The sequence below is a fragment of the uncultured Methylibium sp. genome, assembly GCF_902826655.1.
Lineage (GTDB): Bacteria > Pseudomonadota > Gammaproteobacteria > Burkholderiales > Burkholderiaceae_C > Methylibium.
The window spans coordinates 1-25,732 of record NZ_CADEFR010000028.1 but is presented as its reverse complement, the minus strand read 5'-3'; the positions used below and the strand labels follow the sequence as shown (position 1 = coordinate 25,732).

At 71.2% G+C, this 25,732-nt stretch carries 25 protein-coding genes; 13 read left to right on the top strand and 12 right to left on the bottom strand.

Annotation, left to right across the window (positions count from 1 at the left end; translation table 11 throughout):
- Positions 1–24: 24 nt before the first annotated feature.
- The 3 genes from QZV97_RS12545 to ureE all read right to left on the bottom strand — a co-directional run bounded on the left by QZV97_RS12545 (position 25) and on the right by ureE (position 2,305).
- Positions 25–873, bottom strand: coding sequence for an intradiol ring-cleavage dioxygenase (locus tag QZV97_RS12545; protein WP_295642387.1), 849 nt, complete (start codon positions 871–873; stop codon positions 25–27).
- 110 nt (positions 874–983) lie between these two features.
- Complete coding sequence (locus QZV97_RS12540) at positions 984–1,676, bottom strand: urease accessory UreF family protein (protein WP_295642385.1); 693 nt, start codon at positions 1,674–1,676, stop codon at positions 984–986.
- A gap of 14 nt (positions 1,677–1,690) precedes the next feature.
- The gene (ureE, locus tag QZV97_RS12535; protein ID WP_295642383.1) at positions 1,691–2,305 is read right to left on the bottom strand and encodes an urease accessory protein UreE; all 615 of its coding nucleotides are present in this window, start codon (positions 2,303–2,305) and stop codon (positions 1,691–1,693) included.
- A 164-nt stretch (positions 2,306–2,469) separates the two neighbouring features.
- Between ureE and QZV97_RS12530 the strand changes: the two genes are divergently transcribed.
- On the top strand, positions 2,470–3,378 hold the full coding sequence (locus QZV97_RS12530) for a ParA family protein (RefSeq protein WP_295642381.1): 909 nt from the start codon (positions 2,470–2,472) through the stop codon (positions 3,376–3,378).
- A gap of 15 nt (positions 3,379–3,393) precedes the next feature.
- Here the strand turns inward: QZV97_RS12530 and ureC are convergent, their stop codons facing one another.
- From ureC to QZV97_RS12505, 5 genes are read right to left on the bottom strand one after another with little or no spacing between them, the layout of a single operon-like run.
- Positions 3,394–5,118: an urease subunit alpha gene (gene ureC, locus QZV97_RS12525; RefSeq protein ID WP_295642379.1), complete on the bottom strand. Its 1,725-nt coding sequence runs from the start codon at positions 5,116–5,118 to the stop codon at positions 3,394–3,396.
- Positions 5,119–5,131: 13 nt separating this feature from the next.
- Positions 5,132–6,307 carry an ATP-grasp domain-containing protein gene (locus QZV97_RS12520; RefSeq protein ID WP_295642377.1) on the bottom strand — a complete coding sequence of 392 codons (1,176 nt, stop codon included), beginning with the start codon at positions 6,305–6,307 and terminating at the stop codon, positions 5,132–5,134.
- Between the two features lie 32 nt (positions 6,308–6,339).
- The gene (locus tag QZV97_RS12515) at positions 6,340–6,648 is read right to left on the bottom strand and encodes an urease subunit beta (protein WP_295642422.1); all 309 of its coding nucleotides are present in this window, start codon (positions 6,646–6,648) and stop codon (positions 6,340–6,342) included.
- A gap of 16 nt (positions 6,649–6,664) precedes the next feature.
- Complete coding sequence (locus QZV97_RS12510; protein ID WP_295642375.1) at positions 6,665–6,841, bottom strand: hypothetical protein; 177 nt, start codon at positions 6,839–6,841, stop codon at positions 6,665–6,667.
- A gap of 10 nt (positions 6,842–6,851) precedes the next feature.
- The gene (locus QZV97_RS12505; RefSeq protein ID WP_295642373.1) at positions 6,852–7,154 is read right to left on the bottom strand and encodes an urease subunit gamma; all 303 of its coding nucleotides are present in this window, start codon (positions 7,152–7,154) and stop codon (positions 6,852–6,854) included.
- A 66-nt stretch (positions 7,155–7,220) separates the two neighbouring features.
- Here QZV97_RS12505 and QZV97_RS12500 point away from each other — a divergent pair, with 66 nt between their 5' ends.
- Positions 7,221–10,673 (top strand): ATP-binding protein, encoded by a 3,453-nt coding sequence (locus tag QZV97_RS12500; protein ID WP_295642371.1) that lies wholly within the window; start codon positions 7,221–7,223, stop codon positions 10,671–10,673.
- Entirely contained in the window at positions 10,642–11,616 is a 975-nt protein-coding gene (locus QZV97_RS12495; RefSeq protein ID WP_295642369.1) for a response regulator, read from the top strand. Before QZV97_RS12500 ends, QZV97_RS12495 begins: the two co-directional genes overlap by 32 nt.
- A 1-nt stretch (position 11,617) precedes the next feature.
- On the opposite strand, the gene QZV97_RS12490 is transcribed toward QZV97_RS12495, so the two are convergent.
- The gene (locus QZV97_RS12490) at positions 11,618–12,349 is read right to left on the bottom strand and encodes a GntR family transcriptional regulator (RefSeq protein ID WP_295642366.1); all 732 of its coding nucleotides are present in this window, start codon (positions 12,347–12,349) and stop codon (positions 11,618–11,620) included.
- Positions 12,350–12,496: 147 nt separating this feature from the next.
- Here QZV97_RS12490 and QZV97_RS12485 point away from each other — a divergent pair, with 147 nt between their 5' ends.
- From QZV97_RS12485 to panB, 8 genes are all read left to right on the top strand, one after another.
- Positions 12,497–13,309 carry a fatty acid hydroxylase family protein gene (locus QZV97_RS12485; RefSeq protein ID WP_295642365.1) on the top strand — a complete coding sequence of 271 codons (813 nt, stop codon included), beginning with the start codon at positions 12,497–12,499 and terminating at the stop codon, positions 13,307–13,309.
- Positions 13,310–13,371: 62 nt separating this feature from the next.
- Complete coding sequence (gene dctP, locus QZV97_RS12480) at positions 13,372–14,442, top strand: TRAP transporter substrate-binding protein DctP (protein WP_295642363.1); 1,071 nt, start codon at positions 13,372–13,374, stop codon at positions 14,440–14,442.
- A gap of 67 nt (positions 14,443–14,509) precedes the next feature.
- On the top strand, positions 14,510–15,022 hold the full coding sequence (locus QZV97_RS12475) for a TRAP transporter small permease subunit (RefSeq protein ID WP_295642361.1): 513 nt from the start codon (positions 14,510–14,512) through the stop codon (positions 15,020–15,022).
- Complete coding sequence (locus QZV97_RS12470) at positions 15,019–16,341, top strand: TRAP transporter large permease subunit (protein WP_295642359.1); 1,323 nt, start codon at positions 15,019–15,021, stop codon at positions 16,339–16,341. The genes QZV97_RS12475 and QZV97_RS12470 overlap by 4 nt, the downstream gene beginning before the upstream one ends.
- Before the next feature lie 13 nt (positions 16,342–16,354).
- On the top strand, positions 16,355–17,677 hold the full coding sequence (locus QZV97_RS12465) for an FAD-dependent oxidoreductase (protein ID WP_295642357.1): 1,323 nt from the start codon (positions 16,355–16,357) through the stop codon (positions 17,675–17,677).
- 15 nt (positions 17,678–17,692) lie between these two features.
- A complete protein-coding gene (gene ilvD, locus QZV97_RS12460) occupies positions 17,693–19,393 on the top strand; it encodes a dihydroxy-acid dehydratase (protein WP_295642355.1) in 1,701 nt (566 codons plus the stop codon).
- A complete protein-coding gene (locus QZV97_RS12455) occupies positions 19,390–20,238 on the top strand; it encodes an isocitrate lyase/phosphoenolpyruvate mutase family protein (protein WP_295642353.1) in 849 nt (282 codons plus the stop codon). The genes ilvD and QZV97_RS12455 overlap by 4 nt, the downstream gene beginning before the upstream one ends.
- 17 nt (positions 20,239–20,255) lie before the next feature.
- Positions 20,256–21,134: a 3-methyl-2-oxobutanoate hydroxymethyltransferase gene (gene panB, locus QZV97_RS12450; RefSeq protein WP_295642351.1), complete on the top strand. Its 879-nt coding sequence runs from the start codon at positions 20,256–20,258 to the stop codon at positions 21,132–21,134.
- Here the strand turns inward: panB and QZV97_RS12445 are convergent.
- Together QZV97_RS12445 and QZV97_RS12440 are read right to left on the bottom strand one after the other, a co-directional pair.
- Entirely contained in the window at positions 21,125–21,610 is a 486-nt protein-coding gene (locus QZV97_RS12445; RefSeq protein WP_295642349.1) for a TerB family tellurite resistance protein, read from the bottom strand. The two genes, panB and QZV97_RS12445, sit on opposite strands and share 10 nt — an antisense overlap.
- A gap of 346 nt (positions 21,611–21,956) precedes the next feature.
- Positions 21,957–22,259 (bottom strand): putative quinol monooxygenase, encoded by a 303-nt coding sequence (locus QZV97_RS12440; RefSeq protein ID WP_103738223.1) that lies wholly within the window; start codon positions 22,257–22,259, stop codon positions 21,957–21,959.
- A 109-nt stretch (positions 22,260–22,368) separates the two neighbouring features.
- On the opposite strand from QZV97_RS12440, the gene QZV97_RS12435 reads away from it, so the two are divergent.
- Complete coding sequence (locus QZV97_RS12435; protein ID WP_295642346.1) at positions 22,369–23,331, top strand: helix-turn-helix domain-containing protein; 963 nt, start codon at positions 22,369–22,371, stop codon at positions 23,329–23,331.
- Positions 23,332–23,479: 148 nt separating this feature from the next.
- Here the strand turns inward: QZV97_RS12435 and QZV97_RS12430 are convergent, their stop codons facing one another.
- Entirely contained in the window at positions 23,480–24,673 is a 1,194-nt protein-coding gene (locus tag QZV97_RS12430) for an SGNH/GDSL hydrolase family protein (RefSeq protein WP_295642345.1), read from the bottom strand.
- 284 nt (positions 24,674–24,957) lie between these two features.
- Between QZV97_RS12430 and QZV97_RS12425 the strand changes: the two genes are divergently transcribed.
- Positions 24,958–25,732: transporter substrate-binding protein (locus QZV97_RS12425; protein WP_295642344.1), on the top strand; the 775-nt coding region annotated here is incomplete at its 3' end.

The following is a 25,732-nucleotide window of genomic DNA, read 5'->3' as shown; positions in this document are numbered from 1 at the left end:
CGATTATCGACGCCGTCACCTCCGTCAGGCGGCGATGCCGACCTGCAGCGTCGCGATGTAGCCGCTGGCGACGTCGCCGCTCAGCGTGGCCAGCTGCAGGCCCGTGCCGTCGCTGAAGACGTTGTCGGTGGCGAAGCTGATCTGCGCCAGGTTCGCGGCGCTCTGGCCGTAGCCGCTGGTGGCGTAGACCTGCTGGCAGGCCGCCACCGGCAAGGCCAGTTGCGAGGTCCGCAGCTTGCTGGTCGACGCGGTCGCCGTCGCCAGGCTGCGGTAGACCTCGAAGTGGATGTGCGGCATGCGGCCCGCGTAGCAGCCGGGGAAGATGGTCGTGAAGCTCGCGAGGCCGTCGGCGTCGGTGGCCTGCACGCCGCGCAGGTAGTTCTCGCCGGTGAAGCCGGCCGAGTACAGCGAGTAGGCGCCGCCCTGCGTGCAATGCCACAGGTAGATCGCGTAACCGGCCAGGTCGGCGCAGCTCGCGCTGGTGTCGACCAGCTGCAGCCGCACCGTCAGCGGCACGCCGGCCGCAGTGCCCGAGGCGCCGGCGACGCTGGTCCGGATGTCACTGCGCACGATGCCCGACAGGCCCAGCACGTTGACCACGCCGGAGGCGTTGCTGTTGGAGCCGTCGGCCGGATAGGGGCCTGCGGTCTCCTCGGGGATCACCGCACAGCTGGCGCTGGAGCTGCCGCCACCGCTCGAAGCGCTGCCGCTCGTGGCGGCGCCGGCCTCGCCGCCGCCACCGCAGGCCAGCAGGCCCAGGGGCGCGGCGCTGCCGGCCGCCAGCCAGGTCAGCAGGCGGCGCCGCTCGGCGCTGCGGCGCATCAGGGTGTCGAGGTCGTGGGCCAGGCCCAGGTCGTGGGGGTCGTCGTTCATGCAGGCATCGCGTTGGGGCTGGGGACCCGCGATGCTCGCGACCTCAGGTGTCCGCAATCTCTCTGCTTCGTTTCTGCGCGGACACAATCGTGTCCGCCGACGGCCGCCGCTCAGGACCTGAACAGGCGCGAGTACTGCGTCTCGTGCTGCGCCGACAGGATCGCCAGCATCGGCGAGAAGGCCTGGCGGTCGCCATCGGCCAGCGCCAGTGCGCGGTCGACGGCCGGCGGGATCGCCTCGACGAGCGCGGCCAGGATGCGCTGGCCGGCGCTCTGCCCCAGCGGCACGGCCTTGATCGCGGCCTGCACCAGGTTCTCGGCCCAGCCGAAGGCCAGCGACAGCAGCGACTCACGCCGCGGCGCGCCCGCCAGCACCGCGGCCAGCGCAAAGGCCACCGGCCAGGTCGGCGACAGCGCCGCCGCGTCGGCGACGCGCGGGTCCGGGGTGCCGCCGCGGTTCTTCAGCCACGCGACGAGCGAGCGGCCCATCTGCTCGGTCTGCAGGCGCAGTTCGCGCGTCTCGCGGGTGCTGCGCACCCAGTCGTCGAGCGCGCGCACGGCCGCGAGGTCGCTGCGCTGCCAGGCGTCGAAGGCGCGGGCCGCGACGGCCAGCTCGCTGCGGGCGAGCGTGAGGTCCAGCTGGTCGACCAGCCAGCGCGCCACCTCGGCCTCGCTGCGTGCACGGCCCGAATCGACCGCGGCTTCCAGCCCCTCGGAGTAGCTGAAGCCGCCCACCGGCAAGGCCGGCGACGCGAGCCACATCAGCTGCAGCAGCGGGCCGGCGGCGAGGGTCGGCTCGGACATCGGCGCGCCGGCGCTCAGTGGTCGTGCCCGCAGCCCGGACCGTGCACGTGGGGCGTGGCCGCCGGCTTCACCGCGATGCCGATCGGGCGGCCGCGTGCCGGTGCGGCCGGTGCACGCGCGTGCTCATGGTCGTGTGCATGACCCTGCGCGTGCTCATGCTGATGCCCGTGGCCGCCCGCCGCATACGCCCCGCCCTCGGGCTCGAACGGCGCCTGCGCTTCGGTGACGATCAGGTGCATCGCACGCAGCATGTCGGCCAGCACGTGGTCGGGTTCGAACTGCAGCGCGTCCGGCTGCAGCTCCAGCGGCACGTGGCGGTTGCCCAGGTGGTAGGCCGCGCGCAGCAGGTCGAAGGGCGCGCCGTGCTCGGCGCAGACGGTGACGCGCAGCACCGGCTGGGCAGCGGCGATCACGCGCACCAGCGAGCCGTCCTCGGCCACCAGCACGTCGCCGCCGCGCACCGCGCTGCCGCGCGGCAGCACGACGCCGAGGCTGCGCCCTTGCGAATCGGTGGCCTCGAAGCGGCTTTTCTGCCGCACATCCCAGTCGAGTTCGACGGTCGCGGCACGCTTCACGAGCACCGGCGCCAGGCCGCGGCCGGCGGGGATCAACTTGGTCAGGGTCAGCATGGCCGGATTGTGCGCGCGCCGCTTATCCGCCACAGACGCCAGATACCGCACGGCCGGCGTGAGCATTGGCTCACGAAGCGCCGCGGATGCGTGCGCCGCGCGCGCCGGCAGGGTGGTCGAATCGAGGACAGCGGCCGCCTCCGTGAAAGGACGCCCTCGTCACCATGCCCGTCATCGCAGTCATCAACCGCAAGGGCGGCAGCGGCAAGAGCACGCTGGCCACCCACCTCGCCGGCCATTGCGCCAGCGCCGGGCTGCGCGCGATGCTGGGCGACACCGACCGGCAGCAATCGACCCAGGCCTGGCTGCGCGCCCGCGCCGCGCAGACCCTGCCCGGCTCGAAGCCGATCGTCGGCTGGGCGATCGACCCGAAGAACTCCCTGCGTCCGCCGGTCGGCGTGACCCACGTCGTGCTCGACACGCCCGGCGGCACGCACGGCTTCGAGCTGGCCAAGGTCGTCTCGTACGCCGACGCGGTGCTGATCCCGGTGTGCCAGTCGATGTTCGACCGCGAAGCCGCGGCCGAGTGCTATGCCGAGCTGAAGACGCTGCCGCGGGTGGCCAACGGCCGCTGCAAGGTGGCGGCGATCGGCATGCGCCTGGACGGGCGCACCAAGGCCGGCGAGGTGCTGGCGCGCTGGGCGGCGGAGATCGACCTGCCCTACGTCGGCGCGCTGCGCGAGACCCAGACCTATGTGCGCTGCGTCGAGCACGGCCTCACGATCTTCGACCTGCCGGCCTCGCAGACCTCGATCGACCGCGCGCAGTGGCAACCCATCCTCGACTGGCTCGATCCGGTGCTGCGCCCGCTGCCGGCCGCCGCCGAAACCCCTGCCTTGAAGCCGACCCGGCCCTGCGCCGTGACGGCCGAGCGACGCCCGGCGTCGCTGACCACGGTGTCCACCGAGCGCAGCAGCGCGCCGGTCGCGCACACCGCGCCGCACCGGCCTGCACCGGGCGCCACGGGCCAGGTGCCGCTCGGCATCCTGCAGGCCGCACCGCGCCGCGGCGTCGCCCAGCGCGTCGCCGAGTGGCTGCGGGTCTGGCCGATGCGGCAAGCACGTCGCGCCTGAGGGTCCGTCAGCGCCTCAGAACAGGAAGTAGCGCTGCGCCATCGGCAGCACGGCGGCCGCCTCGCAGCTCAGCAGCTGACCGTCGGCGCGCACCTCGTAGGTCTGGGCGTCGATCTGCATCGCCGGCAGCCAGGCGTTGTGGACCATGTCGGTCTTCTTCACCGTGCGGCATCCGCGCACGGCCGAGACGGTCTTGCGCAGCCCCAGGCGTTCACCCACCCCCGCGGCCACGCCGGCCTGGCTGAGGAAGGTGAGCGAGCCGCGCCCCAGCGCGCCGCCGTAGGCGCCGAACATCGGCCGCACGTGCACCGGCTGCGGCGTCGGGATGCTGGCGTTGGCGTCGCCCATCAGCGCGCTGGCGATGAAGCCGCCCTTGATGACGAGGCTGGGCTTGACGCCGAAGAAGGCCGGCCGCCACAGCACCAGGTCGGCCCACTTGCCGACCTCGATGCTCCCGACCTCGTGGGCGATGCCGTTGGCGAGGGCCGGGTTGATCGTGTACTTGGCGACGTAGCGCTTGACCCGCGTGTTGTCATTGCGCGCGGAATCGCCATCGAGCGCGCCGCGCTGCACCTTCATCTTGTGCGCCGTCTGCCAGGTGCGCAGGATGACCTCGCCGACGCGGCCCATGGCCTGGCTGTCGCTGCTCATCATGCTGATGGCGCCCAGGTCGTGCAGCACGTCCTCGGCGGCGATGGTCTCCTTGCGGATGCGGCTCTCGGCGAAGGCCAGGTCCTCGGCGATGCTGGCGTCGAGGTGGTGGCAGACCATCAGCATGTCGAGGTGCTCGTCGACGGTGTTCACCGTGAAGGGCATCGTCGGGTTGGTCGAGCTGGGCAGGAAGTTGGCCTCGCCGACCACGCGCAGGATGTCGGGCGCGTGCCCGCCGCCCGCGCCCTCGGTGTGGAAGGCGCACAGCGTGCGGCCCTTCGTCGCCGCGATGGTGTCCTCGACGAAGCCGCTCTCGTTGAGCGTGTCGCTGTGGATCGAGACCTGGGTGTCGGTCTCGTCCGCGACGGCCAGGCACTGGTCGATGGCCGAGGGCGTGGTGCCCCAGTCCTCGTGCAGCTTCAGGCCGATCGCGCCGGCCTCGACCTGCTGGCTCAAGCCCTCGGGCCGGCTCGCATTGCCCTTGCCGAGGAAGCCCAGGTTCATCGGGAAGGCCTCGGCCGCCATCAGCATGCGCGCCAGGTTCTCGGGCCCCGGCGTGCAGGTGGTGGCGAAGGTCCCGGTCGCCGGGCCGGTGCCGCCGCCCAGCATCGTCGTCACGCCGCTCGCCAGCGACTCCTCGATCTGCTGCGGGCAGATGAAGTGGATGTGGCTGTCGATGCCGCCAGCCGTGACGATCATGCCTTCGCCCGCGATGACCTCGGTGCCCGGCCCGATGACGATGTCCACGCCCGGCTGCACATCGGGATTGCCGGCCTTGCCGATCGCGGCGATGCGCTGGCCGCGCAGGCCGATGTCGGCCTTGACGATGCCCCAGTGGTCGACGATCAGCGCATTGGTGATCACGCAGTCCATCGCGTCGCCGGGGCCGATGCCGTTGATGCGCTGGCTCTGGCCCATGCCGTCGCGGATGGTCTTGCCGCCACCGAACTTGACCTCCTCGCCGTAGCCGCCGGCCAGCAAGGTGAAGTCGCGCTCGACCTCGACGACCAGTTCGGTGTCGGCCAGGCGCACGCGGTCGCCGACGGTGGGGCCGTACATCTCCGCGTAGGCGCGGCGCGAGAGGCTCATCGAAGGTTCTCCATCAGCAGGGCGGGGGCGGCGGGCCGGCGGCGGCGCGGCCACGATCGGCCCGGGGTTCCCGCAGTCGTTGGCGCAACAGGTACTGGGCCAGCTTGATCTCGATCAGGAAGTCGGCGGCGCGGTGGCGCGACCAGGAGCGCCACACCACGGGTTCGAACAGCCGCGACAGGAAGTCGAGGCCGCTGGTCGTCTCGGGCCACAGGTAGTCGGGGATCTTCACCCAGTCGATGCCCGGTCGCGCCTCGGGCGGCAGCGCGACGTCGTCACCTTGCAAGCGCCGCGCCCAGGCGCCGATCAGGTCGACGCCGGCGCTGCGGGCCACGCCGATCGATCCCCAGGGCCGCGGGTTCACGTCGACGAGCCGCGGGCAGCCGTCGGCGTCGTCGACGAAGTCGGCGCAGGCGATCCCGGTGTAGGCCAGGGCCTCGAAGCAGCGCCGCCCGGCGTCCAGCAGCCGGGGCTGCGCCTCGGTCCGCAAGCGCAGCGCCGGACCGGTCGGCGGGCCGCCGCAGGCGGTCCGCTCGGCGCCGATCAGGTGCACCGCCCGACCGTTCTCGAACAGGCCGCCGACCAGCCGGGTGGCGCCCGGCAGCCAGGCCTGCAAGGTCGGCCGGCGCGCCGGGTCGTCGCTCCACAGCGAGCGCACGGCCTGCGTGGCCTCGGGCAGGCGCGACGCGATCACCACGCCGTGCCCGGCATAGCCGTTCGGGACCTTGACGACCAGCGGCCAGCCCAGCTGCCCGCCGGCCGCCTCGATCTCGGCGTCGTCGCCGCGCACGAGCCAGACCCCGCGCGGCACCGGCACGCCGTGAGCCGCGACGTACTCGAGCATGCGCTGCTTGTGGCCGAACAGCGGCCGGTGTGCGGCCGCCACCGCCGGCAGCAGGCGGTCGATCCAGCCGGGCAGGTAGCGCCAGCAGGCCGCCAGCACCGGCTCGGCCAGCGCCAGCACCCAGTCGGCGCCGCAACGCTCGCGGGCCTGGCCGATCGTCGCGATCATCCCGGGCGCGTCCAGCGGATCGATGCGCCCGGGCAGCGCCGTCACGCCGGCGGGCAGCAGCCAGGCCTTGCCGGTGTCGCCCCCGACGACGAAGACCCGCAGGCCCGCCGCCGCCAGGTCGCTGGCCAGCCGGAACACCTGCGCCCAGCCGACATCCACCACCAGGATCGAGGTCATGCCCGATTATTCGGGCCGGGCAGCGGTCACTGTTACAAAGTGCCCTGCACCTCGCCGCGGAAGCCCCAGACCGCGCGCGCCCCGGCGTAGTCCACCAGCGTCACCGTGCGCTGCTGGCCGGGCTCGAAGCGCACCGCGGTGCCCGAGGCGATGGCCAGACGCATGCCGCGCGCGGCGGTCCGGTCGAAGGCCAGCGCCGGATTGGTCTCGGCAAAGTGGTAGTGCGAGCCGACCTGGATCGGCCGGTCGCCGCGGTTCTCGACCACCAGCGTCAGCGCGCGCCGGCCGGGCATCAGCGCGTGGTCGGGCGCGTCGGCCGGGATCAGTTCGCCGGGGATCAGCATCGCGGCCGGCTCTTCACTTGCGACGCGCGAACCACAGCGCCGCGGCCGCCGCCACGGCCAGCGCGACCCAGCCCCAGGCGTCGAAGGCATGCCAGTGCAGGCCCTCCTGGCCGTGCCCTTCGTGGGCCCGGGCGACGGCCGCGACCCCCAGACCCGGAACGGTGAACAGCAGCGAGCGAAGGTTCTTCATGGTGCATGCCTCATGCAATCGGTTGGTGCACGGTAACCAGTTTGGTGCCGTCCGGGAACGTGGCCTCGACCTGGATCTCGGGAATCATCTCGGCCACGCCCTCCATCACGTCGGCACGCGCCAGCACCTGGCGGCCTTCGCTCATCAGCGCGGCGACGCTCTTGCCGTCGCGCGCACCTTCCAGGATCGCGGCCGAGATCAGCGCCACCGCCTCGGGGTGGTTGAGCTTCAGGCCGCGCGCCTTGCGCCGTTCGGCCAACAGCGAGGCGGTGAAGAGCAGCAGCTTGTCCTTCTCGCGCGGGGTCAGGTCCATGGGTTCGGGCTCTGCAGGATGGATGCCACGCCGGGTGGTTCGGTTCTTGATGCTAACCACGCCGCCATGGATCCCGCCGCCCTCGATCCGCCTCCGCCCGCCCGCCTGGACGACGCCCCCCAGCGCGTCGTCAAGGTGCGCCGCGACTACAACTCCTGGGTCGCGCGCGAGTCGATGGAGGACTACGCACTGCGTTTCACCGCGCGCAGCTTTCGCAAGTGGTCGCCGCTGCGGGTGGCCAACACCGCGCTCGGCGGCGCGGCCTCCTTCCTGATCCTCGAGGCCATCGGCGCCACGCTGCTGCTGCGCTACGGCTTCGTCAACGCGGCGCTGGCGATCCTGGCGACCGGGCTGGTGATCTTCCTGGCCGGGCTGCCGATCAGCGTCTACGCGGCGCGCCACGGCGTCGACATGGACCTGCTGACGCGCGGCGCGGGCTTCGGCTACATCGGGTCGACCATCACCTCGCTGATCTACGCGAGCTTCACCTTCATCTTCTTCGCGCTCGAGGCCGCGGTGATGGCCTACGCGCTGGAGCTGGTGTTCGACATCCCGCCGGCCTGGGGCTACCTGGTGTGCGCGCTGGTCGTGATCCCGCTGGTGACGCACGGCGTCACCGCGATCGGCCGGCTGCAGGCCTGGACGCTGCCGCTGTGGGCCGCCCTGCTGGTGGCGCCCTACGTCGCGGTGCTGCACGCCAACCCGGGGCTGATCGGCGGCCTGACGGCCTACGCCGGCGAGACCGGCGGCCACCCCGGCTTCGGCTGGCTTGCTTTCGGCGCGGCCACCACGGTCGGCATCGCGCTGATCACGCAGATGGGCGAGCAGGCCGACTACCTGCGCTTCATGCCCGAGCGCACCACGGCCAACCGGCGCCGCTGGTGGACCGCGGTGCTGATCGGCGGACCGGGCTGGGTGCTGCCGGGCGTGCTCAAGATGCTGGGCGGCGCGCTGCTGGCCTACCTGGCGATCACGCTCAGCGTGCCGGCCGAGCGCGCCGTCGACCCCAACCAGATGTACCTGGCGGCCTACGAGATGGTGTTCTCGCACTACGGCACCGCGGTCGCGGTGACGGCGCTGTTCGTCGTGATCTCGCAGCTCAAGATCAACGTCACCAATGCCTACGCCGGGTCGCTGGCGTGGTCCAACTTCTTCTCGCGCGTCACGCACAGCCACCCGGGGCGCGTGGTCTGGGTCGTCTTCAACACGATGATCGCGCTGCTGCTGATGGAGTTGAACGTCTTCGCCGCGATGGGCGAAGTGCTGGGCCTGTACTCCAACATCGCGATCGCCTGGATGATGGCGGTCGTGGCCGACCTGGTGGTCAACAAGCCGCTGGGGCTGTCGCCGGCGGGCGTCGAGTACCGGCGCGCCTACCTCTACGACGTCAACCCGGTCGGCGTCGGCGCGATGGGCATCGCCTCGGCGCTGTCGGTCGCTGCGCACCTGGGCGCGTTCGGCGCGGCGGCGCAGGCCTTCTCGGCGGCGATCGCGCTCGTCACGGCCTTCGTCGCCTCGCCGCTGCTGGCCTGGTGGACGAAGGGCCGCTACTACCTGGCGCGCAGCGACACGCCGGCGCCCGCCCCCGCCTCGGAGTCCGGCACCACCACGCGCCTGCAGCGCTGCTGCATCTGCGAGCGCGACTACGAGGGCGAGGACATGGCCGGCTGCCCGGCCTACGGCGGGCCGATCTGCTCGCTGTGCTGCACGCTCGACGCGCGCTGCGGCGACCTGTGCAAGCCCGAGCCGGCGCGCCTGGCCACGCAGTGGGGCAGCGCGCTGCGCTGGCTGCTGCCGCGGCGCGCCTGGCCCTATCTGGACACCGGCCTCGCGCACTACCTGCTGCTGATGCTGGTGGTGCTGCCACTGCTGACCGCGATCACGCTGATGCTCGAGCGCCACGGCTTCGGCAAGGCCTTCGCGGTGATGCTGCTGGTGGCCGGCGTCGTGTGCTGGTGGCTGGTGCTGGCGCACAAGAGCCGCCAGGTCGCGCAGGAGGAGTCCAACCGCCAGACCCAGCTGCTGATGCGCGAGATCGAGTCGCACCGCCGCACCGACGCGCAGCTGCAGCAGGCGCGGCAGGTCGCCGACCGCGCCAACCAGGCCAAGAGCCGCTACATCACCGCGATCAGCCACGAGCTGCGCACGCCGCTCAACAGCATCCTCGGCTACGCGCAGCTGCTGGAGGAAGACGAGGCGATGCCGCCGCAGCGGGCGCAGGCGGTGCGCGTGATCCGCCGCGGCGGCGACCACCTGCTGGGCCTGATCGAAGGCACGCTGGACCTGGCGCGCATCGAGGCCGGCAAGCTGGCGCTCGAGCCCCGCCCGATGCGCTTTGCCGACGGCCTGCACGAGATCGCCGGCCTGATGCAGCTGCAGGCCTCGGCCAAGGGCATCGCCTTCGACACCGACTTCGCGGCCTCGCTGCCCGAGGTGGTGCGCGCCGACGAGCAGCGCCTGCGCCAGATCCTCATCAACCTGCTGGGCAACGCGGTCAAGTTCACCGCGCGCGGGCGCGTCGTGTTCCGCGTCAGCCACCTGCGCGAGACGGCGCGCTTCGAGATCGAGGACTCGGGCCCGGGCATGAACGCCGACGAACTGGCGCGCGTCTTCGAGCCCTTCCAGCGCGGCGCGGCGGCCGGCGCCAGCAGCGTCGCCGGCTCGGGCCTGGGCCTGACCATCGCGCGCATGCTGACCGAGCTGATGGGCGGCGAGATGACGGCCACCAGCACGCCCGGCGTCGGCAGCCGCTTCGCGATCCGGCTCTTCCTGCCCGAGCTGACCGGCGCCGTCGTGCCGCGCGCCGCGGCGCGCCACGCCCGCAGCGGCTACCTCGGGCCGCGCCGGCGCGTGCTGGTGGTCGACAACGAGGAGGTCGACCGCGACCTGCTGGCCCACCTGCTGCAGCCGCTGGGCTTCGAGCTCGTGCTCGCGGCGTCGGGCGAGGAGGCGCTGGCGCTGCTGCAGGGCGGCCCCGCGCCCGACGCCGTGCTGATGGACCTGGCGATGCCCGGCATCGACGGCTGGGAAACGCTGCGCCGGCGCCGCGCCGAGGGCCTGGCGCCCGGCGCCCCGACGGCCATCGTCTCGGCCAATGCCTTCGACAAGGCGCTCGACAACGACGTCGGCATCGGCCCGGCCGACTTCATCGTCAAGCCGGTGCGGCTGGACGACCTGCTCGACTGGCTGGGCGCGCGGCTGGGACTGCAATGGCTCGAAGCGCAGCCCGCGGTGCCGGCCGAGCCGGCCGCGGCCGCGTCGGCGGCGTCGCTCCATCTGCCCGACGCCGCCGCCCTGCAGGCCTTGTCAGGCCCGCTGCACCTGGGCTATGTGCGAGGCATCCACGCCGAGCTCGATCGCATGGCGGCGGCCGACCCGCGCTGTGCCGCCTTCGTGGACGGCCTGCGCACGCTGGCGCGCGACTTCCGCCTCGACGCGCTGACGGCGCGCGTCGAGCAGGCGCTCGCCGCGACCCGACCCGACGACGATGACGGCGCCCGCCAGCCCCGCGCCGCGTGAGGCCGGCGCCGGCGGGGCCGGCGTGATCCTCATCGTCGACGACCAGCCCGACAACCTGGCGATGCTGCACGACGCGCTCGACGAGTCGGGCTACACCGTGCTGGTCGCCACCTCCGGCGAAGGCGCCCTCGAGCGCTGTGCCCGCACCCAGCCCGACCTGGTGCTGCTGGACGCGGTGATGCCGGGGCTCGACGGCTTCGAGGTCGCGCGCCGGCTGAAGGCCGACGCCGTCACCGCGCAGGTGCCGGTGGTCTTCATGACCGGCCTGTCGGAGACCGAGCATGTCGTGGCGGCGTTCGCCGCCGGCGGCGTCGACTACGTGACCAAGCCGATCCGGCCGCGCGAGGTGATCGCGCGCATCGAGACCCACCTGCGCGGCGCACGCCTGCAGCGCCAGGCCCGCAACGCGCTCGACGCCTTCGGCCACGCGGTCATCACCGTGCGGGCCCGCGACGCGCGCATCGTCTGGGCCACGCCGCTGGCGCGCGAGCTGCTGGTCGCGCTGCACGCGGTGCAGGTCGGCGGCGGCGGCAACGGCCAGCAACTGGCCGCGCCGGTGGCCGACTGGCTGCAGGCCCAGGCCGTGCTGGCCGCGACCGGCCGCCAGGCGCGCCCGGGCGGCCAGCCGCTGCTGCTGGCACGCGACGGCCGGCGCGCCAGCTTCGCGCTGCACGAGTCGACCGGCGACGACGAGTGGCTGCTGGTGCTGACCGAGAGCGACGACCGCGGCACGATCGAGTCGCTGGCGCTGGCCTTCCGGCTGACCGCCCGCGAGGCCGAGGTGCTGCACTGGGTGACGCAGGGCAAGACCAACCGCGACATCGGCGAGATCCTCGGCACCAGCCCCAAGACCGTGACCAAGCACCTCGAGCACGTGTTCGAGAAACTCGGCGTGGAGACGCGCACCGCCGCGGCCAACATGGCGCTGGCGCGCGGGCGCTGACTCAGAAGTCGGTGCTGACGGTGGCCCGCGTGAAGGCCTCGTTGTGGTCGATCAGCGTGTCCAGGGCCTTCGTGGCCCCGGCCTCGTCGCGCTGCGCGATCGCGCGCGCGATGTCGCCGTGCAGCCGCGCCATCGTCGGCGTGTCGGCGGCCTGGCGGTAGTGCAGGAACCAGAAGCGCCGCGACAGGCCGTGCATCAGGCCCATCGCGCCGGCCGCGAACTCGTTGCGCGACGCCACCAGCGACAGGTCGTTGAACTCCTTGTCGGCGCGCATGAAGCGCGTCTCGTCGTCGGCGCGGCCGGCGGCCTCGAACTCCTTCGCCAGCGCCTCGAAGCGCGAACGCTCGGCCTCGCTGCAGCGCCGCGCGGCGCAGCGCACCACCAGGCGCTCGACCTCGCGGCGCGTCTCCAGCAGGCGCAGCTGGCGCTTGATGTCGATCTCGGACACCAGCACGCCGCGCTGCGGCAGGATCGCCACGAGGTGCTCGCGGGCCAGGCGCTGCAGCGCCTCGCGCACCGGCGTGCGGCCGATCGCCAGGCGCGCCGACAGCTCGGCTTCGGACAGCGCCGTGCCGGGCGGCAGCTCCAGCGTGACGATCAGCTCCTCGATGCGCTCGTAGGCCTGCGAGGTCAGGCTCTTCGGGCGGGCCGCGGGCGGGCGCGCGACCGGCGCGGGGGCCGCAGCGGCCCGCGGCGTGCGTCGGGCGGCGATCTTCTTCGGCGCAGCTTTCATCGTGGTCTGTACTCCGGGGTCCCGCGGTCGCGACGATAGCCGAGCCGCCGGCCGCCGGCCGCGGCGATGCGGGTTGTTCCCGATGGGCGATTCGTCATCGGCAATTACGATGCCACTAACATATCAGTTGTGTGGATGGTGATCACGATGATGTCCGAACGCCAGCGTCGCTTCCGCGAGCAGTACAAGTCCAACATCAACCCGCTCTACAACGGCCCGCTGCACGTGGTGGTGATGTTCGCCGCCGGGCTCGGGGCGATCTGGTACTGCGTGCAGCACCTGCAGTCGCCGACCTGGGAGTGGGCGCTGGTGCTGCCGGTGTTCCTGGCCGGCAACTTCGTCGAGTGGTTCATGCACAAGTACGTGATGCACCGTCGCATCGACGTGTTCGCGCTGCGGGCGATCTACGAGCGCCACACCCGCGAACACCACCAGTACTTCACCGACAACGACGTCACGATCGACACGCTGCGCGAGTTCCGCATCGTGTTCTTCCCGTGGCGCGTGCTGATCGTGCTGGGCGTGGCCGGCGGCACGCTGGGCTGGCTGGCGTCGGTGCTGATCAACCCGAACGCCGGCTACATCCTCTACATGACGATGGTCTCGCACTACCTCGTCTACGAGGTCTTCCACTTCTGCTGCCACGTCCACGAGAACTGGTTCGTGCGCAACGTCCCCTTCGTCAACACGATCCGCCGCCACCACAAGTCGCACCACAACCAGGGAATCATGATGCACCTCAACATGAACCTCAGCTTCCCGATCGCGGACTGGTTCATGGGCACCAGCGACCTGAAGCGCGGCCTGGTCGGCCACCTGTTCAACGGCTACGACGAGACGCACATCAAGCCCGAGCTCAGGCCGTTGATCGCGCGCTTCCGCGCGGCCGATGTCCAGGAGCAGCGCGTCACGCTCGACGGCCCGCAGCTCACGTCCGAAGAAGAGAAGGCGTTCGCCTGACCGGCACGACCGACCCGCCCCGCCCCGCGAGCGACCGCTCGCCCCACCCCAGGAGACCAACGATGAAGCGTCGCAACTTCGTGAACGCCGCGATCGGCAGCGCGGGCCTCATGGCCGCCGCCGGCGCGGCCGCCCAGGCCGGCGGACCGACCTACAACTGGAAGATGGCCACCGGCTGGGCCGGCGGTCCCGTCATGGACGTCGGCGCCAAGGCCTTCTGCGAGCGCATGGCCTTCTTCTCGGGCGGGCGCTTCAAGATCCAGCCCTTCCCGGGGGGCGGGCTCGGCAACGCGCTGAAGGTGCCCGAGACGGTGAAGAACGGCCTCGCCGAGTGCGGCCACACCTGGATGGGCTACGACTGGGGCAAGGACCCGACGACCGTGCTGTTCGGCGGCTACGCCGGCACCTTCGACACCGAGCGCATGCTGCACTGGCTGTACGAGAGCGGCGGCGTCGACCTGCAGCGCCAGTTCCGCGACGAGGCCGACGGCGTCATCTCGATGCCGCTGTTCATCCGCACCGCCGAGGTCTTCCTGCACTCGCGCAAGCCGGTCAAGTCGCTGGCCGACCTGAAGGGCCTGAAGCTGCGCACCGCCGGCGCCTGGCTGGAGATGTCCAAGGACCTCGGCGCCGCGCCGGTGACCACCGCTGCCGGGGACGTGTTCCCGATGCTCGAGCGCGGCGCGATCGACGCCACCGAGTGGGGCACGCTGTGGGAGAACATCTCGCCGGGCTTCTACAAGGTCGCCAAGTACCTGAGCTACCCGGGCGTGCACCAGCCGACCGCGCCCTTCGAGCTGGTCATCAACAAGGACGTCTGGAACAAGATGCCGCCGGCCGACCGGCAGCTGGTCGAGCTGGTCGCCAAGCTGGTGACGATGGAGACCTGGACGCGCATCGGCGCCGAGGACGTCAAGGCCTTCGACTTCTTCAAGAAGCAGGGCGTGCAGATGGTCGAGCTCGACGACGAGGTGCAGTTCGCGGCCCGCAAGATCGGCCTCGACTGGGCCGAGAAGACGGCCAAGGACGGCAAGTACAAGTGGTTCGCCAAGGTGCACAAGAGCCAGGTCGACTTCGACGCGGCCTGGCGTGACGCCGACCACTGGCGCAAGGTCAAGGTCAAGCAGGCCTGACCCGTCCCTCCCCCGGCCCGCCGCCGACGCGGCGGGCCGATCCCGAACCCCTGAGCCGGAGACGCGAGTGGATCGCCTCATCGCCTGGGCCGAGCGTGCGGTGGGTGCGGTCGGCGTGATCGCCGCGCTGCTGCTGGTGCCGCTCGTGCTCGCCACCACCTGGGAGGTCGTCGCGCGCTATGCGTTCGGCGCGCCCACCATCTGGGCCTACGAGGTCGGCTACCTGCTGACCGGCTCGCACTTCCTGCTGGGCCTGGCCTACACGCTGCGGCAGGGCGAGCACATCCGCATCGACGTGCTCAGCATGCACCTGGCGCCGCGCACGCGCCGCCGCATCGACGCCGTGGCCTACGCGCTGGTGCTGCCGCTGCTGGTGTGGCTGAGCGTCGCGCTCTTCAACTACTTCCTGTCCGGCTACACGCGCGGCGAGACCTCGGGCCAGTCGGCCCTGAACCTGCCGGTGTGGCCCTTCCGCGCGGTCTTCGTGATCGCCTTCGCGATGTTCGCGCTGCAGGTGCTGTGCGAGCTGCTCAAGTCGCTGCGCAGCGCGACCAACGACCACCCGTCGCAGCCGTCATGACCGAGTACCTGCCCTTCTTCATGCTGCCGCTGGCCTTCGGGCTGATGTTCCTCGGCGTGCAGGTCGCGTTCGCGATGATGCTGACCGCGGCCGCCTTCGGCCTGGTCATCTTCGGTCCCAACGTCATCCACCAGTTCATCGAGAAGATCGACGACCTGTCGTCGAACTTCGTCTTCGCCGCGGTGCCGCTGTTCGTCTTCATGGGCGCGATGCTCGAGAAGTCCGGCATCGCCGACCGGCTGTTCGAGGCCATCCACATCTGGACGCGCCGCCTGCCCGGCGGCCTGGCGCTGGCGACGGTGCTGATGTGCATCGTCTTCGCGGCCTCCAGCGGCGTGATCGGCGCCACCGAGTCGGTGGTCGGCCTGCTGACGATCCCGATCATGCTGCGCTACGGCTACAACAAGAGCCTGATCAGCGGCACGATCTGCGCCGGCGGCTCGCTGGGCACCATCATCCCGCCCTCGGTCGTGGTGGTGGTGATGGGCCCGCTGGCCAACCTGTCGGTCGGCGACCTGATGTACGGCATGGTGCTGCCGGGCTTCCTGATGGCCGGGCTCTACCTCGTCTACATCTTCTTCCTGTGCCTCTTCAAGCCCGAGATGGGCCCGCGCATCCCGCCCGAGCCGGGCGATCCGACGTTCGTGCAGAAGCTCGGCATCACGACGCGCAACCTGCTGCCGCCGATGGGCATGATCGTCGCGGTGCTGGGCTCCATCCTCGCCGGGCTGGCCTCGCCGACCGAGGCGGCCGCGCTGGGCGCCGTGTGCTCGGTGGGGCTGACCGCGCTCTACGGCCGCTTCACCTGGGCCGGCCTGTACGAGTCGCTGCTGAAGACGCTGCGCGTCACCGCGATGATCATGTTCGTGCTGCTCGGCGGCACGCTGTTCACCGGGGTGTTCATCGGCGGCGGCGGCATCAACCTCGCCAGCTCGATCATCACCCACCTGGACCTGTCGCCCTGGGCGCTGCTGGGGATGATGCTGTTCATCCTGTTCCTGGCCGGCTTCTTCCTGGACTGGATCTCGATCGTGCTGATCTTCCTGCCGATCTTCACGCCGCTGGTCAAGGCCGCCGGCTTCGACCCGGTCTGGTTCTGCATCCTGTTCCTGATCATGATCCAGACCAGCTACCTGACGCCGCCGATGGCGCCGGCGATCTTCTACCTGCGCGCCGTCGCCCCGCCCGAGATCACGATGCGCCACATGTACTGGGGCATGATCCCCTTCATCGTGCTGCAGGTCATCACGCTGGCCTGCACGCTGATGTGGCCGCAGCTCGTGACCTGGCTGCCCGGCGTCGCGATGCAGCTGCGCTGACGGAGGCCCTGCGATGGATGCCCGACCCTCCCGCCGCGTCGACGTGGACCTGCTCGTCGTCGGCGGCGGCGCGACCGGCGTCGCGGCCGCCACCACCGCGGCGCGCGCCGGCCTGAAGACGCTGCTCGTCGAACGCTACGGCTTCTGCGGCGGCGGCGCGGTGGCCGGCCTGTCCGGCACGATCTGCGGCCTGTACGAAGCCGAGGCGTCGCCGACCCGGCCGAAGCAGCTGGTGCACGGCTTCGTCGACGACTTCATCGCCGCGATGGAGCAGCGCGGCGGCCTCGCCGCGCCGGTGCTCTACGGCAAGACCTGGACGCGCGTGCATGAACCGCTGGCCTGGCGCGAGTCGGCCGACGCGCTGCTGGTCGACGCCGGCGTGCAGCTCGCGTACCACGCGCTGGCGATCGGCGTGCACCGCGACGGCGACGCGATCGGCGGCGCGACGGTCTGGACCAAGGGCGGCCTGCTCGACGTGCGCGCCGGCCTGACGATCGACGCCAGCGGCGACGCCGACCTCGTGGCGATGGCCGGCCTCGAGACCTGGTGCGGCGCCGACGGCACGGTGCAGAACCCGACGATGATCTTCCGCCTGCAGGGCGTGGACACCGCGCGCTTCAAGGCCGCCTACGGCAGCGACACCATCATGCCGCCGCAGGTCAGCGCGCTGATCGCCGAGGCGGCCGAGGCCGGCTACGCACTGCCGCGCCAGAAGATCTGGCTGTTCGAGACCACGCGCCCCGGCGAGCTGCTGTGCAACTGCACGCGCGTGCGCGGCGCCGACGGCCGCGAGCTCAACACCGTGATCGCCGCCGACTTCACCGAGGCCGAGGTCGAGGGCCGCCGCCAGGCCCGCGAGTACGCCCGCTTCTTCAAGGACCGGCTCGCCGGCTGCGAAGCCAGCTGGATCAACGACACCGCGGTGCAGGTCGGCGTGCGCCAGACGCGCCAGGGCAAGGGCGTCGCGATGCTGCGCAATGCCGACGTCGTGGCCGGCAGCAAGTTCGCCGACGGCGTGGCGCGCTCGCCCTGGCCGATCGAGCTGCACGCCGGCGCCAGGCCGCGCGTCGAGTGGCTGCTGAACGACTGGTACGAGGTGCCCTGGGGCTGCTTCGTGCCGGCGCGCGGCGAAGGCCTGCTGTTCGGCGGCCGCTGCCTGTCGGCCGAGCACGAGGCGGTGGCCTCGGCGCGCGTCACCGCGCAGTGCTTCTCCTACGGCCAGGCGCTCGGCGTCGCCGCGACGCTGGCCGCGCGCGAGCGCGTCGCGCCGCGCGACATCCCCGGCCGCACGATCCGCGAGGCGCTCAATCGCCAGGGCGCGCGGCTCGACGACTGAACCGACTCGAATGCCATGTCCCGCAAACCCCTGAGAAGCAACTTCGAACCCGGCTCCACGCGCTGGGCGGTGCGCCACGCGCAATGGACCGCGATGGGCATCGCCGAGGCCGACTTCGACAAGCCCAAGATCGCGGTCGTCAACACCTCGAGCGGCCTGTCGGTGTGCTTCCAGCACCTCGACGGCATCGCGAAGCGCGTCGCCTCGGCGATCCGCGCGGCCGGCGGCCTGCCGCTGGAGATCCGCACCGCCGCGCCGTCGGACTTCGTGACCAGCGCCGGCCGCCAGGGCCGCTACCTGATGCCGACGCGCGACCTGATCGTCAACGACATCGAGGTCCAGGTCGAGGGCGCCGAGCTCGACGGCATGCTGCTGCTGTCGAGCTGCGACAAGACCACGCCGGCCCACCTGATGGCCGCCGGCCGCCTGGACGTGCCCAGCCTGGTGCTGGCCTGCGGCTACCAGCTCGGCCGCCAGTGCGGCGAGCACCACGTCGACATCGAGGAGGTCTACAAGTCGGTCGGCAGCGTCAAGGCCGGGCAGATGGCGCTGGGTGAACTGCAGGACATGTGCCGCGTCGCGATCGACGGGCCCGGCGTCTGCGCGGGCCTCGCCACCGCCAACTCGATGCACTGCCTGGCCGAGGCGCTGGGCATGGCGCTGCCGGGCAACGCGCCGATCCGCGCCGACGGGCCGCGCCTGCACGCGCTGGCCGACCAGGCCGGCGCGCGCATCGTCGCGATGGTGGCCGAGGACCTGCGCCCGCGCGCCATCCTCACGCCCGCGGCCTTCCGCAACGCGGTGCGCTTCGCGGTCGCGACCGGCTGCTCGGTCAACGTGATGCGCCACCTGATCGCGATCGCGATCGAGGCCGAGTGCCCGGTCGACGTGATCGCCGAGTTCGAGCGCGCCGCCGATCTGGTACCGATGCTGACCCGCATCCGCCCGAACGGACCCGACCGCATCGAGACCTTCGAGGCCGCCGGCGGCGTGCGCGGCGTGCAGCGCCGCCTGGCCGCGGTGCTGGACCTGGACGTGCAGACGGTCACCGGCCGGCCGCTCGGCGCCTGGGTCGACGAGACGCCGGAGCCCGACGCGCGCTACATCCGCCCGCTCGCCGAGCCCTTCGCGGCCGAGCCGGGCCTGATGATCATCCGCGGCTCGCTGGCGCCCGACGGCGCGCTGGTCAAGCTGGCGGCGGTGCCGGCGGCGATCCGGCGCTTCCGCGGCGCGGCCAAGGTCTTCGAGGACGAAGCCATCGCGATCGAAGGCCTGAAGACCGGCGCCGTGCGCCCCGGCCAGGTCATCGTGCTGCGCATGCTGGGACCCAAGGGCGGCCCGGGCACGGTGTTCGCGGCCAGCTTCATGGCGGCCCTGGTCGGCGCCGGCCTGGGCAGCGAGGTCGCGGTCGTCACCGACGGCGAACTCTCGGGCCTGAACAGCGGCATCACCATCGGCCAGGTCATGCCCGAGGCGGCCGAGGGCGGCCCGCTGGCCGCGGTGCGCGACGACGACATGATCACGATCGACCTGACGGCGCGCCGCATCGAACTGGAAGTCGCCGCCGGCGAGATCGCGCGGCGGCTTGAGGGCTTCACGCCGCCGGTACCGACCGGCCGCTACGGCTGGCTGCACCTCTACGGCCAGCTGGTGCAGCCGCTGTCGCAGGGCGCGGTGCTGGGCCGTCGGCCGGCGCTGCCGGTGGTCAAGCCATGAGCGCGCCGACACCGGCCGCGACGCAAGCCCGCAAGGGCGCGCGCCTGCGCGCGCTGCACCAGCGCGCCGGCATCTTCGTCATCCCCAACCCCTGGGACGCCGGTTCGGCGCGGCTGCTGGCCGGCCTGGGCTTCGAGGCGCTGGCCACCACCAGTGCCGGCCATGCGTTCTCGCTGGGCCGGCCCGACGCCGAGGGCCAGGTCAGCCGCGAGGAGACGCTGGCCAACGCACGGGCCATCGTCGACGCGACCGAGCTGCCGGTCTCGGCCGACCTCGAGGGCGGCTTCGGCGATACGCCGGCGCACTGCGCCGAAACCATTCTCCTGGCCGCGCAATGCGGCCTGGTCGGCGGCTCGATCGAGGACGCGACCGGCCGGCCCGCGGACCCGATCCATCCCTTCGAGCTGGCCGTCGAGCGCGTGGCCGCCGCGGTGCAGGCGGCGCAGTCGCTGCCCTTCCCCTTCACGCTGACCGCGCGCGCCGAGAACCTGCTGCACGGCCGCAACGACCTGGCCGACACGATCCGCCGCCTGCAGGCCTATGCCGAGGCCGGCGCCGACGTGCTGTTCGCGCCCGGGCTGCGGAGCGCCGAGGACATCCGCGCGGTGGTGCAGGCGGTCGCGCCGAAGCCGGTCAACGTGGTGATGGGGCTGTCCGGCGCGACGCCGACGCTGCCCGAGCTGGCCGCGCTGGGCGTGCGGCGCGTGAGCCTGGGTTCGTCGCTGGCGCGCGCCGCGCTGGGCGAGCTGATGCGCGCGGCGCGCGAGGTGCGCGACCAGGGCCGCTTCGACTTCGCGCAGCAGGCCCTGCCCTTCGCCGAGCTCAACACGATCTTCCGCCGCTGACTCCTCCCGGACCCGCCATGAACGCCCCGACGCCCGCCGACCGCAAGAAGCGCACGATCACCGACATCCGCGACTCCAAGCGGACCGGCGAGAAGATGGTCTACACCTCGGTGCCCGACTACACCTCGGCGCGCTGGGCCGAGGCCGCGGGCGTCGACGTCGCGGTCGTCGGCGACAGCCTGGCGATGGTCGCCCACGGCCACACCAGCACCGTGCCGGCGACGATGGACATGATGGTGATGCACGCCCAGGCGGTGCGGCGCGGCGCGCCCAACACCTTCACGCTCGGTTGCATGCCCTACCAGAGCTATCACACGGTGGAGCGCGCGCTGGCCAACGCCACGCGCTTCATGCAGGACGGCGGCTGCGACGCGGTCAAGCCGCAGGGCGGCAAGTCGCAGGCGCACATCCTGAAGGCGCTGGTCGACGCCGGCATCCCGACCGCGTCGCACATCGGCCTGACGCCGCACACGATCGCGATGTTCGGCGGCTTCCGCATCCAGGGCCGCAGCGCCGACGCGGCGATGAAGATCCTGGAGGACGCGCTCGCGATCCAGGATGCCGGCGGCTTCATGCTCGAGTTCGAGGCGGTGCCGGCGAAGATCGCGAAGGTGATCTCCGAGCAGCTGGAGATCCCGACCATCGGCATCGGCGCCGGCGCGGGCTGCGACGGGCAGATCCTGCTGTCCTACGACCTGCTGGGCGTGTTCACCGACTTCAAGCCCAAGTTCACCAAGCGCTACGCCAACCTGACCGAGGTGGCGGTGCAGGGCCTCAAGGTCTACATCGACGAGGTCAAGTCCGGGCGCTTCCCGGACGACGACCACAGCTACGGCGTCGACGAGCGCGAGTACGAGGTCTTCCTGAGCCGGGTCGAGAAGCGCCGTCAGCTCTGAGCGCGCGGCGCGGCCGCCGCCACCGCCTGCTGCGCGCGCTGCTTGGCCGCGACGTAGGCGCCGTGCGGGATGTACAGCAGGTCGGACAGGCGGCGCATCACGTGGTTCTCGTGCGCCGACAGCGTGCCGTCGGCATAGGCCACGCGCCACAGGTGCTCGACCATGCGCAGCTTCTGCTCCATCGAGAAGGCGTCGTTGAGCCGCGAGGTGAAGCCGAAGAAGTCGGTCGCCTCGCGCGAGGTCTGCAGCGCCAGCTCGAGCAGCCGCTCCAGCTCGTCGGGCGCCAGCGCGAACTTGTCGCGCAGCGCATGGATCACCGCCGAGCGCTCGTCGGCATGCAGCTCGGCGTCGGAGCGCATCACCTCGACCAGCAGCACGGCGGTGGCCAACTGCAACGTGTGCTCGGTCGCAGCCTGCGATGTCGAGGCGGCGGGCGTCGTGATCGACTCGAAGAGATCCTTGAGGGTGCGCAGCATGGGGCGGAGGATCGCACAGGGGCGGCTTTCGACCCTGAACCGACATCCACGGCCCTGAATCCGGCGTCACGAAGCGGTCGGCCCGGTACGCCGGTCGCCCCGTGGACGGCACACGCGGGTAGACGGTAGTCAGCGCGATGGAGGCGCAACGCGCGGGTTAAGACCGTGCGGCCTAGCCGCCCGCTCGCAGAGGCGGTTTGTGGCAGCGACGAATTCGTTGCGACCACCGCCGGCAAGAGCGGTTCAATCGGGATCGGTTTGAAGGAGCGGCGCACGAGGACAGGGCCTCTTCATCCCGATCACTCAAGCCATGTGGAGCTTCACATTTGCCGCCGCGGACAGCTCGTCAGCCAGGCAATTTCGCCGCCAGCAGCTCGATCTTCTCGATGTTAGGCGGTGTACTGAGCAAGGCGGCTGCGTTCGCCATCAACGCGGCGGCGATCTGGCCGTGCAGGTGAGCCTCGCGGCCGGCCTCGTCCGCAAAAGCGTCAAAGACGCCGAACGTCGATGGGCCGAACTTCAATGCGAACCAGGCGGTGGTGCCCGATTCGGCGTTGGCGAGCGGCAACGCGCTTCTCAGAAAGTCGGCAACGGCGGCTTCCTGGCCAGGCTTGGCTTCAAGGCGGACGAACAGGGCGAACTTGGTCATGGAGTGATCCTCTGGTTGAACGGGTGAAAGCGTTGGCGAGTCCGAAGTCTCGGGTGCGACGGCAGTTTTTGCGAGTGGCAGGAATGACAACATTGATATCATTTCCGCCATGAATCTGCACCTTCTTGTTCTCGATGGCGTGTTCGACCTGGGTCTTGCTGCACTCATGGACACACTGAGCACGGCCAATGAACTGGCAGGCTCGCTCGCACAGGCGCCGCCGCCCATCAACGTCACGTTGGTCGGCGTTCGGCGTCGCGTGCGCACCGCGCACGGTCTGGCGGTACCGGTCGTGCCAGTGCACCGCGTGGAAAACCCTGACGTTGTTCTGGTGCCCGCACTCGGCGCCAAGATGCCAGACGCACTCGCCGCGCGTCTCGCGCATGCGGACGTGGCCGACGCGGTCGTCGCGTTGCAGCAATGGTCAAGCGCCCGCGCGGCCGCTGGCGCCGCCTGCACTGGCACGTTCTTGCTGGCGGAAAGCGCGCTGCTAGATGGCCAGCGCGCCACAACTTCGTGGTGGCTGGCGCCAATGTTTCGGCAGCGCTATCCGCACGTGGTGCTCGACGAGTCCCGCATGCTTGTGAATTCGGCCGGCTTCACCACGGCCGGCGCCGCCTTGGCTCATCTCGACCTGGCATTGAGCGTCGTGCGCAGCCGTAGCCCAGCGCTGGCGGCTCTGGCGGCGCGATACCTGCTGGTAGAGGCCCGCGGCTCGCAAGCTGAGTTCGTGATCCCCGATCACCTGGCCCATGCCGACCCAGTGGTCGAGCGCTTTGAGGGCTGGGCCAGGCAGCAACTCGCGCACGGGTTCTCTCTCGCCGATGCGGCCATCGCAGCGGGCGCCAGTGAACGCACCTTGGCGCGGCGCGTGCAAAGCGTATTGGGCAAGACACCCCTCTCGTACTTCCAGGATCTGCGCGTCGAGCGTGCGGTGCATCTGCTGCGAACCGGCAGCGAGAGCGTCGACCAAATCGCCGCACAGATCGGCTATTCCGACGGTGTGACCCTTCGCAACCTGTTGCGACGCAAGCTGGGCCGCGGCGTGAGGGAGTTGCGTGCACGTGCCTGATCGGCGCCGCGTGGTGCAGCTCAATGAAGTGCCCGAATGCTGCCGGTACTGAACGTCTGCAGATGGCCGCAAGCCGCCGCTCACCCCTGAACGCCGCGCCCTGCCAGCAAGCGCGGAACCGGGATGAACCGCGCGCCGGCCGCCGCTGTCAGCGCGCGGCGGGGCAGAACTGGCGCTGCAGCGCCTCGGCGAAGCGTGTCGCGATCACGCGGTTGGCGTCGGGGTGCAGGTGGACCCAGGACAGCAGCAGGTGCCGGTCCTGGTCCAGCGCGTCGATCACGTCGACGAAGGGCAGGCGCTCGCGCTCGGCCCATTGCCGCAGGTCCTGCATCAGGCGCTGGTGGACGAGCAGCGAGTACTCGAAGGAACTCACGCGCTCGCCGCGGTCGAGCCGGCGGCGGATCTCGCCGGTTTCCTGGGCGTAGGTGACGCCCTTGAGCTTGAGGCGGTCTTCCTGATCGTGGGGCAGCGGCGACCGCGAGGTCGCCTGCTGGTTCGCCGCGACGAACACGATCTTGCGCGCGCGCGCCGCGTCGAGGATGCGCGCGACGTGACCCAGGAACACCCCGCTGCGCTCGGCGGCATAGGGTTCGAACTTCAGCGTCGGATCGGTGAGCGAGACGCGCTCGCCGACCAGCAGCTGGTCGACCAGCGCGACCAGCAGCAGCCGGCGCGTCGCCACCGCGTACGCGCGCTCGACCGGGCCGCCGCGATCGGCGGCGAGCGTGCTGTCGTTGCGGCCTTCGTAGAAGGTGACGGCATCGGGCGCCAGCGCGACGCCCTCGGCCAGGAACATCGCGGCCACCTTCTCGGCCGTGGCATGGGGCACCGCGAAGTTGATGACCTCGAAGCGCGGCGTGCCGCCGCACGCGGCGTTCAGCGCCCGCTCCATCAGCACCGGGTAGGTGGCGTCGTCGGGGTTGTAGTAGCCGAAGGTGGACGATGAGCCGAGGGTCAGCACCCGCACCACCCCGGGGGCCTTGGTCGGCGCGAAGTCCGCGCCGCGGAAGCCGCTGCCGTTGATGCGCACCGGGATGCGCTCGCCGCTGTCCGGATCCTGGGTGGTCTTGAGTTCGTTGGGAAAGAACTTCGTGTAGCCCTGCAGCGCCTTGCCGTGGCGCTCGACCGAGTCGTCGCGGGCCCATTCGGCCACTGCCTGCCGGGCCTCGTCGTCGGTGAGGGTCTTGGGCTGGCTGCCGTCGGTGCCGGTGGTGTTGCGGTACCAGCCGGTCCCGTACAGCAGCACGCGCGGTCCGACGCTCCACGCGAAGTAGAGGCGCACGGCCGCTTCGGCGAGCAGGCAGCCGACCAGCAGGCCGACCACCACGGCCAACGGCCGCATCCACCACCTGTCCTGCACGGTCCTCTCCCTGGCTCGGCGATCTGGCGTCGCGTCTTGTCTCGTCGCGTTTCGTCGCCTGAATCATTCGGGCGACAAGCTTGCGATTGGACCCGGATTCCGCCTTCGACGCCTCAGGGAAAGCGAGGGCCGCCCGCCGGCGCACCTACGACATCTGCCGTATTCCCCGCCCGCGGCGCGCTCCGGACACTGCGTCGGTTCCTGTCTTCTCCGTCGGTCTCCCGTCCATCACGTCCGTCACGTCCATCTCCCCAGGAGGTTCGTCCATGTCGCTTTCCACCACCCGCCGCACCTTCGCCGTACGGACCCTGGCCGCTGCCGCGGTCGCCACGCTCGGCTTCGGTGCCTCGTTCGGCGCGCGCGCCGCCGACACCATCAAGGTCGGCGTGCTGCACTCGCTGTCGGGCACGATGGCGATCTCGGAGACCGTGCTCAAGGACACGGTGATGATGACCATCGACGAGATCAACGCCAAGGGCGGCGTCATGGGCAAGAAGCTCGAGGCGGTGGTCGTCGACCCGGCGTCCAACTGGCCGCTGTTCGCCGAGAAGGCCAAGCAGCTGATCACGCAGGACAAGGTCGCGGTCGTGTTCGGCTGCTGGACCTCGGTGTCGCGCAAGTCGGTGCTGCCGGTCTTCGAGGAGACCAACTCGCTGCTGTTCTACCCGGTGCAGTACGAGGGCGAGGAACTGTCGAAGAACGTGTTCTACACCGGCGCCGCACCCAACCAGCAGGCCATCCCCGCGGTGGAGTACCTGATGAGCAAGGACGGCGGCTCGGCCAAGCGCTGGGTGCTGCTGGGCACCGACTACGTGTACCCGCGCACCACCAACAAGATCCTGCGCGCCTTCCTCAAGAGCAAGGGCGTCGCCGAGGCCGACATCATGGAGGAGTACACCCCCTTCGGCCACAGCGACTACCAGACCATCATCGCCAAGATCAAGAAGTTCTCGTCCGAGGGCAAGAAGACCGCGGTGGTGTCGACGATCAACGGCGACTCCAACGTGCCCTTCTACAAGGAGCTGGGCAACCAGGGCCTGA

What these genes read in the sequence shown, in the direction of transcription:
- QZV97_RS12490 (WP_295642366.1), bottom strand. Translation starts at nt 12,349, where the DNA reads ATGAAAGCTGCGCCGAAGAAGATCGCCGCCCGACGCACGCCGCGGGCC.
- QZV97_RS12520 (WP_295642377.1), bottom strand. Translation starts at nt 6,307, where the DNA reads ATGACCTCGATCCTGGTGGTGGATGTCGGCTGGGCGCAGGTGTTCCGG.
- QZV97_RS12540 (WP_295642385.1), bottom strand. Translation starts at nt 1,676, where the DNA reads ATGTCCGAGCCGACCCTCGCCGCCGGCCCGCTGCTGCAGCTGATGTGG.
- QZV97_RS12435 (WP_295642346.1), top strand. Translation starts at nt 22,369, where the DNA reads ATGAATCTGCACCTTCTTGTTCTCGATGGCGTGTTCGACCTGGGTCTT.
- QZV97_RS12470 (WP_295642359.1), top strand. Translation starts at nt 15,019, where the DNA reads ATGACCGAGTACCTGCCCTTCTTCATGCTGCCGCTGGCCTTCGGGCTG.
- ureE (WP_295642383.1), bottom strand. Translation starts at nt 2,305, where the DNA reads ATGCTGACCCTGACCAAGTTGATCCCCGCCGGCCGCGGCCTGGCGCCG.
- QZV97_RS12465 (WP_295642357.1), top strand. Translation starts at nt 16,355, where the DNA reads ATGGATGCCCGACCCTCCCGCCGCGTCGACGTGGACCTGCTCGTCGTC.
- QZV97_RS12440 (WP_103738223.1), bottom strand. Translation starts at nt 22,259, where the DNA reads ATGACCAAGTTCGCCCTGTTCGTCCGCCTTGAAGCCAAGCCTGGCCAG.
- QZV97_RS12505 (WP_295642373.1), bottom strand. Translation starts at nt 7,154, where the DNA reads ATGGACCTGACCCCGCGCGAGAAGGACAAGCTGCTGCTCTTCACCGCC.
- QZV97_RS12445 (WP_295642349.1), bottom strand. Translation starts at nt 21,610, where the DNA reads ATGCTGCGCACCCTCAAGGATCTCTTCGAGTCGATCACGACGCCCGCC.
- QZV97_RS12455 (WP_295642353.1), top strand. Translation starts at nt 19,390, where the DNA reads ATGAGCGCGCCGACACCGGCCGCGACGCAAGCCCGCAAGGGCGCGCGC.
- QZV97_RS12500 (WP_295642371.1), top strand. Translation starts at nt 7,221, where the DNA reads ATGGATCCCGCCGCCCTCGATCCGCCTCCGCCCGCCCGCCTGGACGAC.
- QZV97_RS12510 (WP_295642375.1), bottom strand. Translation starts at nt 6,841, where the DNA reads ATGAAGAACCTTCGCTCGCTGCTGTTCACCGTTCCGGGTCTGGGGGTC.
- panB (WP_295642351.1), top strand. Translation starts at nt 20,256, where the DNA reads ATGAACGCCCCGACGCCCGCCGACCGCAAGAAGCGCACGATCACCGAC.
- QZV97_RS12530 (WP_295642381.1), top strand. Translation starts at nt 2,470, where the DNA reads ATGCCCGTCATCGCAGTCATCAACCGCAAGGGCGGCAGCGGCAAGAGC.
- QZV97_RS12430 (WP_295642345.1), bottom strand. Translation starts at nt 24,673, where the DNA reads ATGCGGCCGTTGGCCGTGGTGGTCGGCCTGCTGGTCGGCTGCCTGCTC.
- QZV97_RS12545 (WP_295642387.1), bottom strand. Translation starts at nt 873, where the DNA reads ATGAACGACGACCCCCACGACCTGGGCCTGGCCCACGACCTCGACACC.
- QZV97_RS12495 (WP_295642369.1), top strand. Translation starts at nt 10,642, where the DNA reads ATGACGGCGCCCGCCAGCCCCGCGCCGCGTGAGGCCGGCGCCGGCGGG.
- QZV97_RS12485 (WP_295642365.1), top strand. Translation starts at nt 12,497, where the DNA reads ATGATGTCCGAACGCCAGCGTCGCTTCCGCGAGCAGTACAAGTCCAAC.
- ureC (WP_295642379.1), bottom strand. Translation starts at nt 5,118, where the DNA reads ATGAGCCTCTCGCGCCGCGCCTACGCGGAGATGTACGGCCCCACCGTC.
- dctP (WP_295642363.1), top strand. Translation starts at nt 13,372, where the DNA reads ATGAAGCGTCGCAACTTCGTGAACGCCGCGATCGGCAGCGCGGGCCTC.
- ilvD (WP_295642355.1), top strand. Translation starts at nt 17,693, where the DNA reads ATGTCCCGCAAACCCCTGAGAAGCAACTTCGAACCCGGCTCCACGCGC.